The organism is Chitinophagales bacterium, from assembly GCA_017303415.1.
In the GTDB taxonomy this organism is placed as follows: Bacteria; Bacteroidota; Bacteroidia; order Chitinophagales; family Chitinophagaceae; genus SpSt-398.
The window spans coordinates 1,940,808-1,958,118 of record JAFLBJ010000001.1; the positions used below are offsets into that span (position 1 = coordinate 1,940,808).

Annotated in this window: 13 protein-coding genes; 4 read left to right on the forward strand and 9 right to left on the reverse strand. The window is 45.9% G+C overall.

The annotated features are described in order from the left end of the window. Positions 1 to 16: 16 nt before the first annotated feature. The 7 genes from J0M30_08440 to J0M30_08470 all read right to left on the reverse strand — a co-directional run bounded on the left by J0M30_08440 (position 17) and on the right by J0M30_08470 (position 8,954). Positions 17 to 688 (reverse strand): hypothetical protein, encoded by a 672-nt coding sequence (locus tag J0M30_08440; GenBank protein ID MBN8667520.1) that lies wholly within the window; start codon positions 686 to 688, stop codon positions 17 to 19. An 11-nt stretch (positions 689 to 699) separates the two neighbouring features. After that, positions 700 to 1,683, reverse strand: a complete 984-nt coding sequence (locus J0M30_08445) for a PD40 domain-containing protein (GenBank protein ID MBN8667521.1) — start codon at positions 1,681 to 1,683, stop codon at positions 700 to 702. A 106-nt stretch (positions 1,684 to 1,789) separates the two neighbouring features. After that, on the reverse strand, positions 1,790 to 3,211 hold the full coding sequence (locus J0M30_08450; GenBank protein ID MBN8667522.1) for a glycosyltransferase family 39 protein: 1,422 nt from the start codon (positions 3,209 to 3,211) through the stop codon (positions 1,790 to 1,792). Further along, positions 3,204 to 4,703: an MOP flippase family protein gene (locus J0M30_08455; GenBank protein MBN8667523.1), complete on the reverse strand. Its 1,500-nt coding sequence runs from the start codon at positions 4,701 to 4,703 to the stop codon at positions 3,204 to 3,206. The genes J0M30_08450 and J0M30_08455 overlap by 8 nt, the downstream gene beginning before the upstream one ends. Positions 4,704 to 4,706: 3 nt before the next feature. Then, on the reverse strand, positions 4,707 to 6,983 hold the full coding sequence (locus tag J0M30_08460; protein ID MBN8667524.1) for an AAA family ATPase: 2,277 nt from the start codon (positions 6,981 to 6,983) through the stop codon (positions 4,707 to 4,709). Between the two features lie 15 nt (positions 6,984 to 6,998). Beyond that, positions 6,999 to 7,763, reverse strand: coding sequence for a polysaccharide export protein (locus J0M30_08465; GenBank protein MBN8667525.1), 765 nt, complete (start codon positions 7,761 to 7,763; stop codon positions 6,999 to 7,001). A gap of 54 nt (positions 7,764 to 7,817) precedes the next feature. Next, positions 7,818 to 8,954: a glycosyltransferase family 4 protein gene (locus J0M30_08470; GenBank protein MBN8667526.1), complete on the reverse strand. Its 1,137-nt coding sequence runs from the start codon at positions 8,952 to 8,954 to the stop codon at positions 7,818 to 7,820. 135 nt (positions 8,955 to 9,089) lie between these two features. On the opposite strand from J0M30_08470, the gene J0M30_08475 reads away from it, so the two are divergent. From J0M30_08475 to J0M30_08490, 4 genes are all read left to right on the forward strand, one after another. Next, positions 9,090 to 10,571, forward strand: a complete 1,482-nt coding sequence (locus J0M30_08475) for a hypothetical protein (protein MBN8667527.1) — start codon at positions 9,090 to 9,092, stop codon at positions 10,569 to 10,571. 88 nt (positions 10,572 to 10,659) lie between these two features. Continuing rightward, the gene (locus J0M30_08480; GenBank protein MBN8667528.1) at positions 10,660 to 11,628 is read left to right on the forward strand and encodes a sugar transferase; all 969 of its coding nucleotides are present in this window, start codon (positions 10,660 to 10,662) and stop codon (positions 11,626 to 11,628) included. Positions 11,629 to 11,658: 30 nt separating this feature from the next. Further along, complete coding sequence (locus J0M30_08485; GenBank protein MBN8667529.1) at positions 11,659 to 11,913, forward strand: hypothetical protein; 255 nt, start codon at positions 11,659 to 11,661, stop codon at positions 11,911 to 11,913. Between the two features lie 5 nt (positions 11,914 to 11,918). Further along, on the forward strand, positions 11,919 to 12,716 hold the full coding sequence (locus J0M30_08490; GenBank protein ID MBN8667530.1) for an SOS response-associated peptidase: 798 nt from the start codon (positions 11,919 to 11,921) through the stop codon (positions 12,714 to 12,716). A gap of 328 nt (positions 12,717 to 13,044) precedes the next feature. On the opposite strand, the gene dinB is transcribed toward J0M30_08490, so the two are convergent. Together dinB and J0M30_08500 are read right to left on the reverse strand one after the other, a co-directional pair. Continuing rightward, a complete protein-coding gene (gene dinB / locus J0M30_08495) occupies positions 13,045 to 14,196 on the reverse strand; it encodes a DNA polymerase IV (GenBank protein ID MBN8667531.1) in 1,152 nt (383 codons plus the stop codon). 4 nt (positions 14,197 to 14,200) lie between these two features. Further along, positions 14,201 to 17,143 (reverse strand): DNA polymerase III subunit alpha, encoded by a 2,943-nt coding sequence (locus tag J0M30_08500; GenBank protein ID MBN8667532.1) that lies wholly within the window; start codon positions 17,141 to 17,143, stop codon positions 14,201 to 14,203. Positions 17,144 to 17,311 lie beyond the last annotated feature (168 nt).

Here is a 17,311-nt window from a genome sequence, read left to right on the forward strand (position 1 = left end):
AAAAATCGCAGCGAATTTATTTTGAAGCTTGTTCCTTGCAGTGGTCTTTAACAAGGTCGCTGACACGGATGGCAGCAGCAATCTTCTTCAATTCAGTCTCGGCATCTTTTGAATCCACCACCTGAATGCTGATGAGAAAGCGGTTGCATACAAAAAGCCGGAGTTCCCCCTTATTCTCCTCAGGGAATAGATTGAAGGCGGCTTCAGTATCAGGCAAGGCGAGGTCAACCCGGCGCATTTCCTGTATTTTGGTATTCAGGCTCGTGGATAAGTAAAGCCTTCTAAATCCTTCAAACTCATTTCTTCCGGGCAGAAAATCTACCAGGGCAATCTCTGCCCTCGATTTGCCTTTTTCATACTGTTGTTTGGCAAAGGACCCGTATTTGGGATTGGCAACCGGGCTTCGGGTTTCACCAGTGGCCTGGCCATCATATTTATCATTAATATCCGGATAACCAATCGTTTTATATCCGACTACTTTTTCTGGTAAATAGGTAATCAACACCTTGTGGTCCATGGCCTGAAAACTGGTATCATTAACAAGGGTGGTAGGACCGGCTTTAAAGGTGGTATCCATTACCTGCGTAGCATCTTCCTTGGTTACTGATTCATTATTACAGGCAGACAGAATGAACAGGCTCCCAAAGACTAAGACATGGGTACCCAGACGGTTTAAATTAGTATTCATACCTGAATTGATTAGTTGTTGACGCCGAATCCACCAAAGGTCCAGGCGGTGGAGTTTTTTGAAATGGGTTTGATCTCTGATTTGGCCAGGTTGGTCCGGTAGATGCCTGAGGCAAACTGCCCTGGATTTCCCTGCGTGGAAAAAAAGAAGTCGGCATTATTGTTATCCCAGGAGGGTCGGTAGCCGCTTAGCGCTAGGTCTTGCAGATCGGTGCCATCCGCGTTCATCACTTTAATCGCTCCGTCGATACTGATCAGGATCCTTGAACCGTCGGGAGATATACTGGGAACGGCACCCAGTACATCGGTGGCTACAAAATTTCGAATCAGCAAAAGCTCATTGCTGACCATATCCTGTCGGTAAATATTTATTTGTTTGGCTCCTGTAATGGTGGGATCAGATTGAACAAAGTACATATAGCGGCTATCACGCGAAAAGGATCCACCATAGGATTCAGTGCTGATAAGGGCAGGGGACTGACTGGTCTCAAAACTGGTCAACCTTGTCACGCGCTGTCCACAAGGACACATCCGATATAACTCGATCACTTTACGCCCGGTTCGGGGAATCTGTAAACTAAAGACAACATGCTCCTCATCCCTTGATGCCACGACCTGATAGAATTTTCGGTTCTGGGTATCATTGTCCTTATAAACAGGCTTGAACTCATCGCCATTGGAAGAAACTGAATATACCCCGTTTACATTCGGAGATGTGGTATTAATGGCAAAGAAAATCTTACGTCTGTCAGACGACCAGGCCGGACTGCTTAAATAATTGCCCAGATCATTGGTGATGACGCGGGTAAAATTCGCCCCATCCGAACGCAGGTAATAAAGGTTAACCGTATTCGATGAGGTATTCTTTACCTGGATAGCCAGGGCATCTTCCACCACTTTATTTTTATCCTTATCCTTTTTGCAGGAAACCAGGACTAAAAATAAAATGCCGAGAATCAAGGGTATTTTCTTCACAGTAAGGCCAGTGGGGTTCACAATTACGTAATAATGATTCGATCAGACTGCATAGTTACGAACACAAAAATCCATAGCCTTTAAGCCAGGGTTAAAGGAAGATTATTTTAATGTTAAGGGAATGTGTTTAGGCCCTTCCGGCAAGTTTTACATAATTCCAGCCAAGGATCATCAAAAAAATCAATACAAGATAGACCGGAAAGAACCGTCGCATGCCAGGGTGGCCGTTTTGCATCCCCTTGGCTGCAAGGATCAGCAAGAAGGGAACAACAGGGAGGTGAAACCGTTCTGAAATGGCAAACCCGGAATTCGCCAGGATAAGGAGGTAGCCCAGCACAAAATAGAGCAACAGGCTGCTGTTGCGAAAATCTTTACGGATGATCCAAATAATGGCACTGATCACAAAAATGGCATATATATTCCGGATCGTATTCCCGCCAATAAACATCCAGAGCAGGTCTTGCTCGAATACAACCACTACCGATGGGAATGGCGCAATTAGAATAATGGATACAAATAACGGCGCACTGGCCATTACCGCCAATTTATTTCCTCCATCCCGGGTGGCCCTGAATTGCATATTCTCCGTTTGGGCCGTCTGGCTTTTCTCCAGATATTCTGCCAACTCATTGCCAATTTCACTATTGAGCATGAAATACCCCAACACCACCAATAAGGCGCCTGCGGAAAAAATATTCATCCAGCCTTTACGCAAAGGTTTCAGCGTAATGGCATAGGCCGCAAAACTCATCAGGCAAACGGCTCCCAAAATGGTGCGAAAAAGGAAAAGACTGAATCCTGTCAACATCAAAGTCATCAGAAGTGTTATGTTCCTTTCTCCTCCCTTAATAAACCGAACGGTAGCATCCAAAAAGAGCAGGACAAGAAAGATCATTAAAGGTTCCTTCAGGTGGGTTCCCAGGTATAACATCAGGTTGGGTAATAGCAGGGCAGCAAGGGAAGCCGAACGCGCTACCTGCTCATTGTAGATATTCTTTGCTATTCGGTAAATCAACCATACCGAGAACGCACTATAGATCACATTGATCAACCGCACGGCAATAATCGATGGTCCAAAGATGGAATAAATAAAGCCCAGGTAAATATTATAGCCCCTGTCGGAGAACCCGACTTCCTTTAATTGTTCTGTAAAATTAAAGTTGAATTGGGAGATGCTTTCAGATAATCTGGTTCCAACCAGATGATAGAATTTTGAATCCACTGCATAAAATTCAAAGGGCTCACCGGTTTTCCATTTATAGAAAAGATAAAGTGCTATCGCCACTATCGTTCGTATGACAAGTGCAAGGGACAACAATCGGATCTGGAATCGACGCGTGGGCAGGTCATTCCATGCACCCACCAACCAACGATGAACACTATAAAAAAGAAGGATCACGATCATTCCACCCAATATATATCCCAGTGGAACAAGCCGGGAAGGGTAGACGAGGGCCAATACCCAAAACAGGATCAGTGTAAATACCGATACCTGAAATAATTGCTTTTGAGAAAGCCGTGCAGATGATATGTTCAACAGGTCAGGCATGCTTCCCTTTCTTTTTTGTAGGGCGGTTTATTACCTTCCTGATTTGTGTAAGCACAAATTGAAGAGAAGCTTTTTCCCATTGAACTGCCAGAAAGTAATAAAAAACGGCTCCTGTAGCGCCAACGATCAGACAGGATAACCAGTGGGGGATATCTACAGGCAGATAATGATGGACTCCATACATTCCTGCACCGGCAAGCAGGGAAATAAAAAACACCGGGGCCAGGTTTTTAAGCATATCGGTCAGTTTCAGGCCTATCAGGCGATAACACACATACCATCCGGGAAGCCAGAGCAAGACGATAAACGCCACTGTATAAGATATGGCTACGCCTTCGACTCCCCATTTAAGGCCAATAAGAATAGAGCTTACAATGATAGTAGTACTATAGATCGCCCATTTGAACATGACATCAGTCCGGCCAATGGCTTTATAGATCCATCCGGTGGTAACCCCGATCGTGTCGACAAGGCTATACACACAGAATATCTTTAAAAGGTAGCCGGTCTCTGCCCATTTATCACCCAACAGCAACCGCACAAGGGGATCCGACATAACAAAAACAAAGGTGATGGCCGGGAATACAAGAAACGAAACCAGACGTGTGCTCTTAAGATAGGCCAAACGGATTTGTTCAGGTTGATCCTGCAATTTGGCAAAGACAGGAAACATCACCCTTGCCAGTACCTGATTGGTCAGGTTGATGGGTTGGAGCATCAGAAAATACGCGCGCGAGTAAAAACCCAGAGAGGCTGCCCCCAGGAATTTACCGATCAGCAGGTTGTCAATATTTCGGGATACAAAACTAAGCAGGTCATGTGCCAACAGGTTTTTGCCAAATTGTTGTAGGGAACCTATGGGTTTTAAGGAAAAGCGAAAAGAGGGTACCCAGGAGGAGGTGAACCAGATGACCAGGGTACTGACCAGCGTAATAACAAGATATTGCCATACCAGGGTCCAAACCCCGTATCCATTCCAGGCTAGCCACAAGGCGAGAAAACCACCGCTTAGCACAGCCACAGCTTCAGCCACGAACAATCTTTTGAATTGAAGTTGTTTTTGCAGTAATGCATCCTGTACCACATTAAAGGAACCAATCAGGAAGATCAGCGAATAGACACGGGTGATATTTTCAAGTGCAGGGGCTTTATAAAATGCGGCGATCCAGGGAGCCGCCAGTTGAAAAATTCCAAGCAGTAAAATTCCAACCAGTATATTGACCCAGAATACCGCGTTCAGCAACTCAGGTTCCAGATCTTTTTTATGTACCAGGGCCTGGCCTAAACCCAGGTTCTTGAGGATATCGGTCAGCGAGGAAAAAACAAGGATCATACCCAGCAACCCAAAATCGGAAGGATCGAGTAAACGGGCCAGCAATATCTGAAAAGCCAGTTGAATAAATTGCCGGAAGAATTTGGCAGCCGAACTCCAGCCAATACCACGCATGGTCTTATCCTGGAGTTCTTTTTTATCGATGACCTGGGCTTCCACACCTTATTGATAATGATAATAGCTCTTTAATTGCTTTCGACTGAATAGTTCATTTGTCGGCAGATCGTTATAGATAACTGCCGGTTGTTTCATGGACCCCCGGTCAATGAAGTGTTTCATATCCTCCAAAAGCCTGATCCGGGTATGACGGTGCCTTACAACCATCAGGTTGAGATCAGAAAAGGATTCAATATGAAAGGTGTCCGTGAAGTACAGAAAAGGCGGGGTGTTCACGATCACATAATCATACTCTTTCTTCAGTAGAGTGAAAAGGGCTTCCAGGGTCTCCTGATGGAGAATATCCTGGGTTCCTTCCAATGGCATGTCACCTGACAGAATATGCACATTCCCATCCTTTTCGATCTTTCGAATCAAAGGTGTTGGATCCTTGATCTCCCCTTTTAAGAGGGAAATAAAGGAAGCAGCAGGCGCTGTAGGGTAAATACTGGAAAGTTTTTGTTTGCGCAGGTCCAGGTCAAATAGCACCACTTTTCTGTTCCACCGGGCAAAAGTGATGGCGAGGTTCAGGGATACAAAACTCTTTCCGTCATTATCCATCGGGGAAGTAACGAGGATCACTTTCAAGGTCTGGTCAACATTCCCTTTTTCGATCGAGGTTCGCATCCATCGAAACTGCTCTGATACGATATTTTCTCCGGCAGGAAGGACGTATTCGAATCGTTTCATGCGGGGAATATGGCCCATGACGGAGAAACCAAGGTTTTCGCGTACATATCGGATGTTTACCTTTCTGTTCAACGCATCTCGTAATGTAATGATCCCGACAGGTATCAGCAGCCCCGCCAACAGCGCCATTCCGAGGATGACCAGCTTCCTGGGTTTCACGGGTTTGATGGAACCATAGGGAGCATCAATGATCCGCATTTTGGAAAATACAGAGGCATCACTCAGGGATGCCTCCTCCCGTTTTTCCAATAGATAGGAGTAGATATTTTCCCGGATACTTTTTTCCCGCATCAATTCAACCAGGTTTTTCTCACTGGCGGGCACTTTCCCAATACTTCCCGAAAGTCGACCCTGGCTTTGCCGAAGCAACTGGATTCGCTGGGAGAGACCTTGTTGTTGCAGATCTATATTCTTCTTAAGATTCGATCGCATTTCCTCGGCCTGCTTTTTCAGGGATAATACTGAAGGGTGCATCGGACCACTTTTTCGCTCTGCCTTCTGGCGGTCCATCTCCAACTGACTCAATTGCGTGATCATATTGGTCAATACAGGGTCGTTCAGACTCGTATTGGGGGGCGTCACTACCGTTCCCGATTCGGCAACATATTCCTGAATCCGTTCCAGATTGGTCAACTGTACCTCGGCATCTACCAATTCTTTATTGTTGTTGCTTGCCTGATCAAGGTAAGACCGGGCATCATCGCTTAAGAAGGTGATCCCTTTCTCTTCTTTATAGGTTTCCTCTTTGTTCTCGAGTTTTTTTAGTTGGGTGCCAATCAGGGCCAATCGATCCTCAATAAGTGTAATAATCGAATCGGTCTGGTTTCTTTTTTCGGCAATATTGGCCTGGTCATATTCATGAATGATCTCTTTTAAGATCGCTGAGCCCCGGGTGCGGGATGGATGAAGCATGGAAACATAAAGGACACTCGAGTTCTTACTGGGAGTGGAGGCAGATATTGATTTTCTTAACTGTTGGGTAGTAGCTTCCGGGTCGGAACAAATAACCTTCATTTTTGGCGAAGGAAGAGAAAACAATGGCGATTTTCTGACAACGATACGGGCTGTCTCAAAAATGTTCAATGTATCTCCGTAACGACCTTTGACACCACCCGGGTCGATACTCATGTCATCCTTTCCCAGTTGGAGGATCAGCGGTTCTTTGTATAGTTCCGGATTTGCTTTTATAATTTCCAGCTGTATGGGCGAGGATTCAAAAACAGGTTGATACAAACCCCATTGATCAGGGAGATAATAACCCAGGTTCAGGTTCATCCGGGTTACCACTTTACTGATGATGTTTTCGGAGCGGATGATCTCGGCTTCGTTGTCCACAATCTTTTGCTCATCCAGAAAGTCAAGTTCTTTGAGTGTCAAACTAATTGATTCCCCTTTTTTCTCATCTTTGATCACCAGGGAGGACTGGATCCTGTAAAGTGGGGTGGAAAGCAGCAAATAACCAACGGCAGCGGCTCCTGCTATCAACATGGTAAAAAGGAACAGAAATTTATGCCTCGCGTATCTGTTCAAGGTTTCCCTCAATGAAAAATCCTCTTCTGTCTGTCGGTTTGCCCGGTTCTTTTCAATGTCCATAATCGTAATATGCGGTTATAATCGGGTAGCCAGAATGGTCGCAAGAGATATAGAAGTAGTGATAAAAGTAAATAACTGCCATCTTCGGGTATCGGTACTGGCGATACGGGTGCGGGATGGTTCAACATATATCACATCGTTGGGCTTTAAATAATAGTACGGTGACCCAAGCACCTCACTTTTCCGGAGATCAAGCTTGGCATAAGATCTTTTTCCGTTTTCTTCCCTGATGATGAGTACATTGTTTCGTTTGGCATTGATCGTCAGATCCCCCGCCAGACTGAGCGCTTCAGGGAGGGATATCTTGGTATCTGGTATGTTGAACGTTCCTGGCCGGGCAACCTCTCCCAGTATCGAGACCTTAAGATTCATGACACGCACATTGACAGTAGGATCCTTTAAGAATGGCTGTAGTGCCACTTTAAGCCTTTCTCTGATTTCCATGGTGGTTAACCCTTTAATATTCATATCACCTAAGTAGGGTAGTTGTATAATGCCGGTACTATCCACCACATAGGCATTCTGCATCGCATGGTCCTGGCTGAATCGAAATCCACTACGGGTGAAGTGAATATAGTCCTCTGATTCCAGGCTCGTTACTGAGATCTCAATTATATCACCATACGAAAGGCTGTGCTGTTGTGAAAAGGCAACGGTGTCGATCCGCTTTAGATCAATATCCTGGAAGTACAAGATCTGTTTTGGACTCGTACAGGAAAAAGCAAAAATGGAGAACAGAAAGAGCCCAAAGCACAGAAACCGGGAAATAGTACTGTTCACGTTCAAAGATTTAGGAAGCGAAGAAATGCAATATGCCAACGCTTCGTTGGGTGATTACATTACCTTATTATGAACTTTAGGCGAAGGAATCGTTAAGGGGAATTCCTCTTCAGGAAAAAGGAATGATAACAACATGGCCGCATTCTTGTTCCAATCAAAGAGGGGCGTGAGTTTTTCTTTAGCTTGATGGCTGATATTCCTTGCTTTATCCGGATCATGGATCAGTGATTCTATCGCCTGTTGGATGGCCGTGGGGGAGGGTTCGACCAATAATCCGGTTTCTTCATTTCGTAACAATTCCTTAATACCGCCGATGGAAGTGGCAATAACAGGAATATCTTTTGAAATGGCCTCCAGAATACTGAGAGAAACACCTCCTTCCGCATAGGTAATATGCAAATAGAGGTCACTTACAGATAAGGGTAGATAAACATTTTCCATATCCCCTGTAAAATGCACCCGGTGTTGAAGCCCCATGGATCGGACCTGTTTTTCCAGGGATGCCCGGTATTTCCCATCTTTTGTGACCAGTAAATGAACCGTTCGGCGTTGATTCAAGTTCTTCATGACATTTATCAGCAAGGCAAGACCTCTTGCTTTTTCCCGATGAGCGGTCATTGCCTGGGAACAGAGAATAATGTCTTTTTTATCTATCCCAAATTTCCGCAGAAATTCAACTTTTTCCTTCTCTGGTTGGATAATAGGCGTGGGGAATCCAGCATGCATGATCATTGAGTGACGGCAATCAATACCTTCATCCCGACTATAGTATTCGCGAAGCGCTTCCGATACAAAAAGGAGTTGATCACATCGCCGCGTAAGGTATTTCATTAGCCACCGCAGGGGCTTGTTCATCTTTTCTTCCGGCCAGGTATGAAAGATATGAACCACTTGTTGCCGATAAATCCACTTGTGGATTAAGGCGGGTAAAAGACAATACCAGTCATTGCTGGTTACTATCGGAACTCCGGCTTGTTGCCGAAGAAGGCGGAGGGTTTTTATGACAAAGAATAGTTTTGAACACGAAAGGATGGTTTGTTCCGGATCAATGCCGTGTCGGGAAAGAACACGAATGCCTATCCCTCTTTTCTTAAGGGCTTCAACAAGGTTGATCAGATACGTAGAGATTCCACCACCCTGACTTTTTTTCCAATAATTGGATATGAATAGTATTTCCGGATTTTTGGCCATGCTTATCACAAATAAGGTCTGCTCACTATACTAAGTACGTGCAGAATAGTGAGAAGGATGGCTCACCCGGAGAAATTAATTTTATGGTAACATGCAGCTTCGCGAATGGATAGAGGGGATAAATAATTTTGAAGGATGATCCTTTTTTTATTATGGCTCTCCTTGATAGGGAAACAAGGAGGAATCAATGACCGTATTTCCAGTAAGGAGAATGTTGTCACCTTTGAACAATTTGGGGCAAAAGGAAATGGTGAAGATGATACTGCTCCAATATTAAAAGCCATTACTTATGCGAAGCAGATGAACTGGCCAATTCGCCTGGAAGGGAAAAAGTATATTTTTTCTCCACGCTCAACGGTAGACATCACAGGTATTCCGGAATGGACTGGGGAAGGAACCCTGGACCTGACAAAAACCGGACCTGCTGTAGGTAATAAATCGATGACCGCCATTTTTCAAATTTCAGGTACAAAGAAATTACTTCAGCGAAAAATAAAAGATGTGGAGAAGGGAAGAAAAGTGCTTTGGATTGAAAAAAACCTATCGTTGAAACGGAATGCGGTTTTATTTCTGACGAGTTCTGAAGCATTACCTAACCCCAAACGGGATTATTATTGTAAAGGGCAACGATGTGTTGTTGCGGCCTATGATAATAAAACAGGAAAATTGGAGGTTCAGGATCCTTTTTTTTATTCCATTCAGGACGCTACTTTATGGTGGAATGATTTCCAACCTTTATTAAAAATTGGACCTGATCTGCGGTTTGAAACAAGCCCTATGAATTTTATTACCTGCTTCCGTTTTTATTATGCCCGTGGCATTGTTTCAGGTTATTTCAAAAATTTCGCCCTCACAGCCATCATGTTCAAATCTTCCTGGGGAACCGTGGAAGGGATGGAAGCTGAATTACCCGTGAATGAGAATAACGGTTACAGTTATTGTATTCAGGTTGCTGATATGTCAGATGTCAGGATTATCAAATGTCGGCTTTCCGGGGGCAGACATGTAGTGAGTGGGGGTGGTGGCGGACTATGGGAAAAAGAAGAATCAGGTGGGAAGGGGCATGCAGGCTATCCCTCTGTTTTGGAAGTGAACGGGGGTATTTATAAAGGAAACCCGATCGTACACACCATTAATGAACATATAGGCACCCTTGATTCCCACGGATTAGTTGAAAGGATGGTGATCAGAAATTGCACTGTATATGGAGGTATCAACCTGGGTGCCAATTATGTGACCGTGGATAGTTGCATCATTTATGCTGATAAGAAACGGATATTGAATGTGGGGAGTGATGTATTACCAGGCACGGACTGGGGACATTATACAATAAGAAACTGCCGCTTTATTGGAGACCCTGCTACCAACCATTCCCTGATCTATGGAAAGGCCAATGTGAAGGAGTTGGTGTTGGAACAAGTAGAAGTGGAAGATCTCCGAAAAGGTGTATATCTCGCTGATCTCCGGTATTTCACCCCCGGCGCCACAACTTTTAACCGGATCAGGTTCAAGAATAGTGCGCAAAGACAAGACAACCTTATCCTTAAGCTAAAGAATGGGAACCTGAGGATCGATAAATCTGAATTAACCATGGCGGCCGTTAAAGAACTTGATTAAGGCTATTCATCATAATTTGTTAATGACAGGTTAACAGGCAATGAATATCCAAAGGCTACTTTTATTCCTGTAAAGTACCTGCCTATTTATGATTCTTTCATTGTCAATCCCGGAACCCTTTGCCACCAACCAGACCCAGGTAGGGAAGACCGGATTTGATATTTTACAACGGCACAGACTCCATTCACGCATGGATATGATCCGGGATTGTGACAAGGTACTGGAAGAAAAGAACAAGGAGATGAAGCTGGGGGAATACCTGGATGGTTTCTCCCGTTTGAATGCCTATCATAAGTATCATTATTACCGACTTGGGCTATATGGGCGGATCGGATACTTTTTTGCCTTTTTGTTTCATCGCTTATTTCCCAAATTACATCCCGTTACAAGGAAGTTATATCTGGCCATCACCAAAGGAAAGACCCAATATTTTTCCAAAACAGAGGTATTGGGCCGTCTTTTTCGTGCCGGCTTTCAAATGGTGGCTTTCTCCGAGGAAAAAGGCGAAATACGCTTTCGCGTCTATAAATCAGCCGAGTTTGGCGAAACTTCCCCTCCTTCTTATTGGCCTGTATTTCGGATGCGTCGGGTAGGAAAAAATGGAAAGATCATTCATGTATATAAATGGAGGACCATGCACCCTTATGCCGAGTATGTACAGGAGTTTATCCGGGTGACGCAGGGGCTTGACGAGACAGGTAAATTCAAAAATGATTTTAGGGTTACTCGTTGGGGTAAGTTCCTTCGAAAATATTGGCTGGATGAATTGCCCATGCTTTTTAACCTGTTTTCGGGAAATATCAAATTGATCGGGGTACGCCCCATTTCTGCCAATTACTTAAAGTTGTACCCGGAAAGTTTTCAGGAGTACAGAAAGAAATTCAAACCAGGTCTGATCCCTCCATACTACGCCGATATGCCTCGGAATTTCGATGAAATTGTGGCCTCGGAAAATCGTTACTTCGAATCCTACGAGAAAAATGCCTTTACGACCGACCTGCGCTATTTTTCCCGTATTCTGTCCAATATTCTTGTCAAAAAGGCAAGAAGCAAATAACTGCCTGTATTTTCCTAATTTTCAGGTTCAATGGCAAATGCTGACCTTCTCCCGGAAGACCATTTCCGCATTGAAGTTGGAAAGGTGGTCATGCACTGCGAGCGGTTAAAAATCGGTTCCACCGATACCTATCGGATCGTTTTTAGCAGTGCCCGGGATCCACTTGTCATAACCCGGGCTAAAGCCGAGGATGGTTCCTGGTTCTGGACCTCCATTCCCGAAGGCCGGCAAAAAGAAGCTACAGGAATGGGCAAGATACTGGAGGAACATTTTCTAAAAATGTAATTTTCATGTGCTACTACAACGGTCAAAAAGTAACCCACGCTGAGTACATACGTCTCAAACACCTGGAAAAGGCAGTGGCAAAATATGACTTCCTTATACGTGATCTCCAGGTAGGGTTTGATTATAATAAGAACGCAGTACTGAAACCCATCCCGGGCCAGGAGGATTTTGATATTGTGCAAATGGAATGGGGCTTTATATTCCCCAACCTCAGAACAAGGGACGATGTACATAAACTTCGATTAGGGTATAAAGATGCCAGAGGTTTTTTCAAACCTCCGATCATGACCCTCAATGCGGTTGCCGAGGAAATGCTTCTTCCGAATAAAGTGTACCGCGATGCCGCCCTTCACCGTCGTTGCCTCGTTCTCTCCAGCGGCTTTTATGAGTGGCGCCATATATACCGAACAAATAAAAGAACGGGCGAACCCCTGAAGACGCCCGATAAGTACCCTTATTTTATTAAGGTAAAAGACAAGGAGTATTTTTATATGGCAGGAATCTGGCAGCCCTGGACCGACAAAGCCACCGGCGAATATGTTGAGAGTTTTGCCATTGTTACAACGGCGGCAAACGCACTCATGGAGAAAATACATAACAGTAAAAAAAGAATGCCCGCCATTCTTTCTGAAGACCTTGCCTGGGAATGGTTATTCGGCAACCCGGATGAAAAAAGAATTACGGATATCGCCATGACACCATTTCCCGCAGAACAAATGGAAGCCTATACGATAGCTAAAGATTTCCGCGATTCTCTGGAGCCGACGAAGAGGGTGGAGTATGAGGAGCTTCGTGAGGCGTGAGGCGTGAGACGTGAGACGTGAGGCGTGAGTTTCGTGAGACGTGAGACGTGAGTTTCGTGAGACGTGAGACGTGAGTTTCGTGAGTTTCGTGAGACGTGAATAGTGAATGGTGAATAGTGAATAGTGAATAGTGAATAGTGAATAGTGAATAGTGAAACTTAAACTTAAACCCTATATCTTACATCCCAAAATATTTTCTCATTACTTATTACTTATTTCTCATTTCTCATTTCTCACCATTCACTATTCACTATTCACTATTCACGTCTCACGAAACTCACGTCTCACGTCTCACGCCTCACGTCTCACGCCTCACGTCTCACGAAACTCACGCCCCCGCCCCCCTTCCCACCTTCCCCTCCCCAAATTGCCGCTTGATTCTGTCGATCGCCTGGTAGAGGCGGATGGATTCCTGGGTGTCTTCGAAAAGATTGATTTGATAGGTGCCGGGAATAAGATGGGTAAAGCGTACCCCGATCAACCGCACCAACTGGCGGCGTGAGTAAAGTTGGGCAAATAGCGCGCATACTGTTTTAAGCAACACATGATCGGCATTGGTATATGGCACCGCGCGTTGAAGGGTATGTGTTTCAAAGTCGGCGTAGCGGATCTTGACGGTGATACAACCCGTGAGACGATCCTGGCTTCGGAGTTCAAACGCGATATGCTCGGTCATACGCACCAAATGGCTGTGGAGGAACTCGGTGTCGGTGGTGTCGGATGAAAAGGTGTTCTCGGTCGAAATGGATTTTTGTTCGCGGTAGGGGATAACAGGTGTTTCATCGATCCCATTCGCGCGTCGCCAGAGCTCGGTGCCATTTTTCCCTAACAGGTTTTGCAATAGTTCCACAGGTATATCACTCAGCAGTTTGACGGTCTCTACCCCCATTTTGATCAACTTATACCCGGTCTCTTTTCCAATACCCGGTATTTTCAATACACTCAGTGGCGCGAGAAAACTTTTTTCTTCGCCAAAAGGTATCTCGATCTGTCCGTTGGGTTTTACCTCATTGGTGGCCACTTTGCTGATGAGTTTGTTACTCGCAAGCCCGTAGGAGATTGGGAGACCTGTTTCCTTGTTCACTTTTTGTTTTAGCTCCCGGGTAAAAAGGCTGCAGCCAAAGAACCGGTCCATACCCGTGAGGTCCACATAGAACTCATCAATACTGGCTTTTTCAAACAAGGGGACAGTATCGGCGATCACTTCGGTCACGGCGCTGGAAGCCTTGCTGTAGGCTTCATAATCGCCACGCACCACAATGGCTTCTTTGCATAAACGCAGGGCAACACGCATGGGCATGGCACTGTGGATCCCAAAGCGGCGGGCTTCATAACTACAGGCCGCCACCACACCGCGGTCACTACCTCCGCCAATGAGCAGGGGTTTGCCGCGTAACTTCGGATTGCGTTGCTGCTCCACCGATACAAAAAAAGCATCGAGGTCAAGATGGGCGATATGACGTTTGGGGTCGAGGAACATGTGATCAGAGATAAGGTCTTTTTTTATAGGCCACTCTTTCCATACGCCGTACTTCCAGGCTGTACACGCCAAAATCCTCTACAACTTTTCCCGTGATGCGATAAAACCCACTTGTGTGCAAGGGATAGTTTTTCGCGGCATCGGGAAAATGGACCGTATCGATCCAGTTCAATTGATCATCCACAAAAGTGCCAAAGAACATATGGTCGTGATGTTTGGTGACCACATGTTTACGGGCAATGAAATAGGCCAGTACGGTGATGACCTTTCCCAGGTGCTTACCCAGGTCAGCCGCAGGTACATGAGCAGCGGGATCGGCATCGGCCAGTTCAAAGGGATTGGAGAGCGGGAAACCAAGTATCTCCATCTCGTCATACAGATCATCGATCCGCTGGTCTTCAAGCAAAGGAAGTTGAAAGGCAAGGGGCGGCTCCTGAAAAAGCGGGGCACTCCCGGCTGCCACAGGCTGGTGTTTTTTTTGCAAAAAATTGGCCTCCCACAAAAGGGTCTTTTTTGATTTGCCCGTGAACCGGAAGGCGCCGATGCTCACCAATGTGTTCAATTGTTCCAGACCGGGGTTCACCCGCTCAATAAAATCCTGGAGGTGTAGATAAGGACCGTGTTCCTTTCTATCTTCGAGCAATTGCTCCACCAGTTTATCCTGCAGGCCTTTGATATGGATAAATCCGGTGTACACTTCATCGCCTTTTATATTGGTGTATTGCTCACTATGGTTTACACAGGGGGCCTTGATCTGTCCGCCGGTTTTGAGCAGTTCCAGAAAATACAGTTCGCGGGAATAGAAACCCCCGAAATTATTGATCACCGCTACCATGAATTCTTTGGGGAAATAGGTCTTGAGGTAAAGACTCATATAACTCTCCACTGCAAAGGACGCGGAGTGGGCCTTGTTGAAACTGTACCCCGCAAAACTTTCCATCTGTCGCCAGATCTCGGCGGTGAGTGTTTCGTCACGACCCAGGGCCTTGGCCGACAAAAAGAACTCTTCGCGTATCTGGCGGAAATGATTGTGCGAACGGTATTTCCCACTCATCGCCCGGCGTAGGATATCGGCTTTGCCCAAACTCAACCCGCCATAATAATGTGCGATCTTGATCACATCTTCCTGAAAGACCATGACGCCAAAGGTCTCCGACAAATGTTCTTCAAACAGCGGATGGAGGTATTTGACCTCATCACGGTGGTGGTAGCGGTAAATGTATTCGCGCATCATACCCGATTGGGCTACGCCCGGACGTATGATCGATGAAGCCGCGACAAGGGTGATGTAATCATCACAATGGAGTTTTTTGAGGAGTTGCCGCATGGCAGGTGATTCAATATAGAAGCAGCCAATGGTGTTGGCCTCGCGTATCTGCACCTTGATCTGCTCATCTTCGCGAAAGCGTTTGAAATCATGGATATCAATGTCGATGCCCTTGTTGAGTTTGACCAGGCGAAGGGTTTCTTTGATATGCCCCAGTCCCCGCTGACTCAGCACATCGAATTTATTCAACCCGATATCCTCGGCCGTGAACATATCCATCAGTGCGGTGGGGAAACCCTTGGGGGGAAGAAACAGGCTTGTATAGCGAAGGATAGGTTGTTGCGCGATCAGCATACCACAGGGATGGATGGAAGGGTGGGAGGGAAAACCCTGGAGCAGGGCCCCGTATTGGAAGATCCATTTGGCATAACGGTCATGTGTGTGCGGATAACGCTGCAGGGTCTTGATCTCCTCATCCGGCAGGCCAAATACTTTTCCCAGTTGCCGCACGATGGCATCTTGCTTGAAAGTTGGGAAGGAGCCCAGCAGGGCGACATAGGCATGCCCATACCGTTTGAAGAGATAATCCATCACCTCATCGCGGTCGGTCCAGGAGAAATCAATATCAAAATCCGGCGGCGAGGTCCGCTCCGGATTAAGGAACCGTTCGAAATAGAGGTTGAGTTCAATGGGATCGACATCGGTGATGCCGAGGCAATAGGCCACAATGGAATTGGCGCCACTGCCTCTGCCCACATAATAGTAACCCTGTGATTGGGCAAAACGCACCATATCGTGGTTGATCAGGAAATAGGCAGTAAACCCCAGGTCGCTGATCACCTTGAGTTCGTTGTACAGCCTTCTTAACGCTTCCGCATTCTTTAACCCAAAGCGTCTTTTTAATCCTGACAGAGCGAGTTTTTCCAGTAACACTTTATCATCGGCTTCCGAACCACCAAACTGGCGTTTGGTTTTATCGGTATGAAAATTCATGTCCAACCGGCAACTGTCCATCAGTTTGTAGGTATTGGTCACCAGCCAGGGGTATTGCCTGAACTGTTGCAGGAGGTTTTCCGGGGAAATAAATATTTCATCGGGTTGACAACATTCCTCCGGAGGGAGTTTGGAGAGAAGGGTATTCAAATCAATGGCACGCAAGAGCCGGTGGAGATTGTAATGCGCTTTTCCTTGTACCGTCACGGGTTGAAGGATCACGAATTTCTCAGCATGGAGTTTCCAGTCAAGACCAAAAAGTTTGGTGAGTTCGGTGGCCCTTACCCCGATCCGTTCATTGGGGAGTAGCTCACCCGGGTTTTTTCGCCCTAAGGGAAACACGACAAAGCCATCCCAGCTTTCATCAAAAAAGCGATCCGGGTTTTCGGGAAAATCTTTTTTCCCCATCAGGTGTTCCGATAAAAAGCGGTGTATCCAGGTCAGCCCCCGGTCATTTGCCGCGAGCAGGATATACAAGACCTCGCGGCCATTGCGGATCTCCGTTCCGGCAATGGGGTTGATGCCCTGTTCGCGACACAGTTTCACAAATTCCCAGATATCATAGGTGGAGTTGATATTGGTGAGCGCCAGGGCGGTCACGCCTTTCTCCACGGCAGCGCGCACCAGTTCGTCTGTCGAATACGTGCCATATTTAAAGCTGAAATAGGTCTTGCAGTTGAGGTACATAGGGAAGGCTAAACTACTAAAATATTTAGTAATAAATATACTAAATATTTTAGTAGTTGGTTTTCAGCTCAAATGAGGTTGGATGTTGGGTGTTGGATGACGGATGACGGATGACAGATGACGGATGACGGATGACGGATGTTGGATGTTGGATGTTGGAGGTTGGAG

Bases quoted from the DNA above. Each gene is read 5' to 3' on its own strand.
- J0M30_08450 (MBN8667522.1), bottom strand. From the start codon at position 3,211: ATGCCTGACCTGTTGAACATATCATCTGCACGGCTTTCTCAAAAGCAA.
- J0M30_08460 (MBN8667524.1), bottom strand. From the start codon at position 6,983: ATGGACATTGAAAAGAACCGGGCAAACCGACAGACAGAAGAGGATTTT.
- J0M30_08440 (MBN8667520.1), bottom strand. From the start codon at position 688: ATGAATACTAATTTAAACCGTCTGGGTACCCATGTCTTAGTCTTTGGG.
- J0M30_08490 (MBN8667530.1), top strand. From the start codon at position 11,919: ATGTGCTACTACAACGGTCAAAAAGTAACCCACGCTGAGTACATACGT.
- dinB (MBN8667531.1), bottom strand. From the start codon at position 14,196: ATGTTCCTCGACCCCAAACGTCATATCGCCCATCTTGACCTCGATGCT.
- J0M30_08470 (MBN8667526.1), bottom strand. From the start codon at position 8,954: ATGGCCAAAAATCCGGAAATACTATTCATATCCAATTATTGGAAAAAA.
- J0M30_08475 (MBN8667527.1), top strand. From the start codon at position 9,090: ATGATCCTTTTTTTATTATGGCTCTCCTTGATAGGGAAACAAGGAGGA.
- J0M30_08500 (MBN8667532.1), bottom strand. From the start codon at position 17,143: ATGTACCTCAACTGCAAGACCTATTTCAGCTTTAAATATGGCACGTAT.
- J0M30_08480 (MBN8667528.1), top strand. From the start codon at position 10,660: ATGATTCTTTCATTGTCAATCCCGGAACCCTTTGCCACCAACCAGACC.
- J0M30_08485 (MBN8667529.1), top strand. From the start codon at position 11,659: ATGGCAAATGCTGACCTTCTCCCGGAAGACCATTTCCGCATTGAAGTT.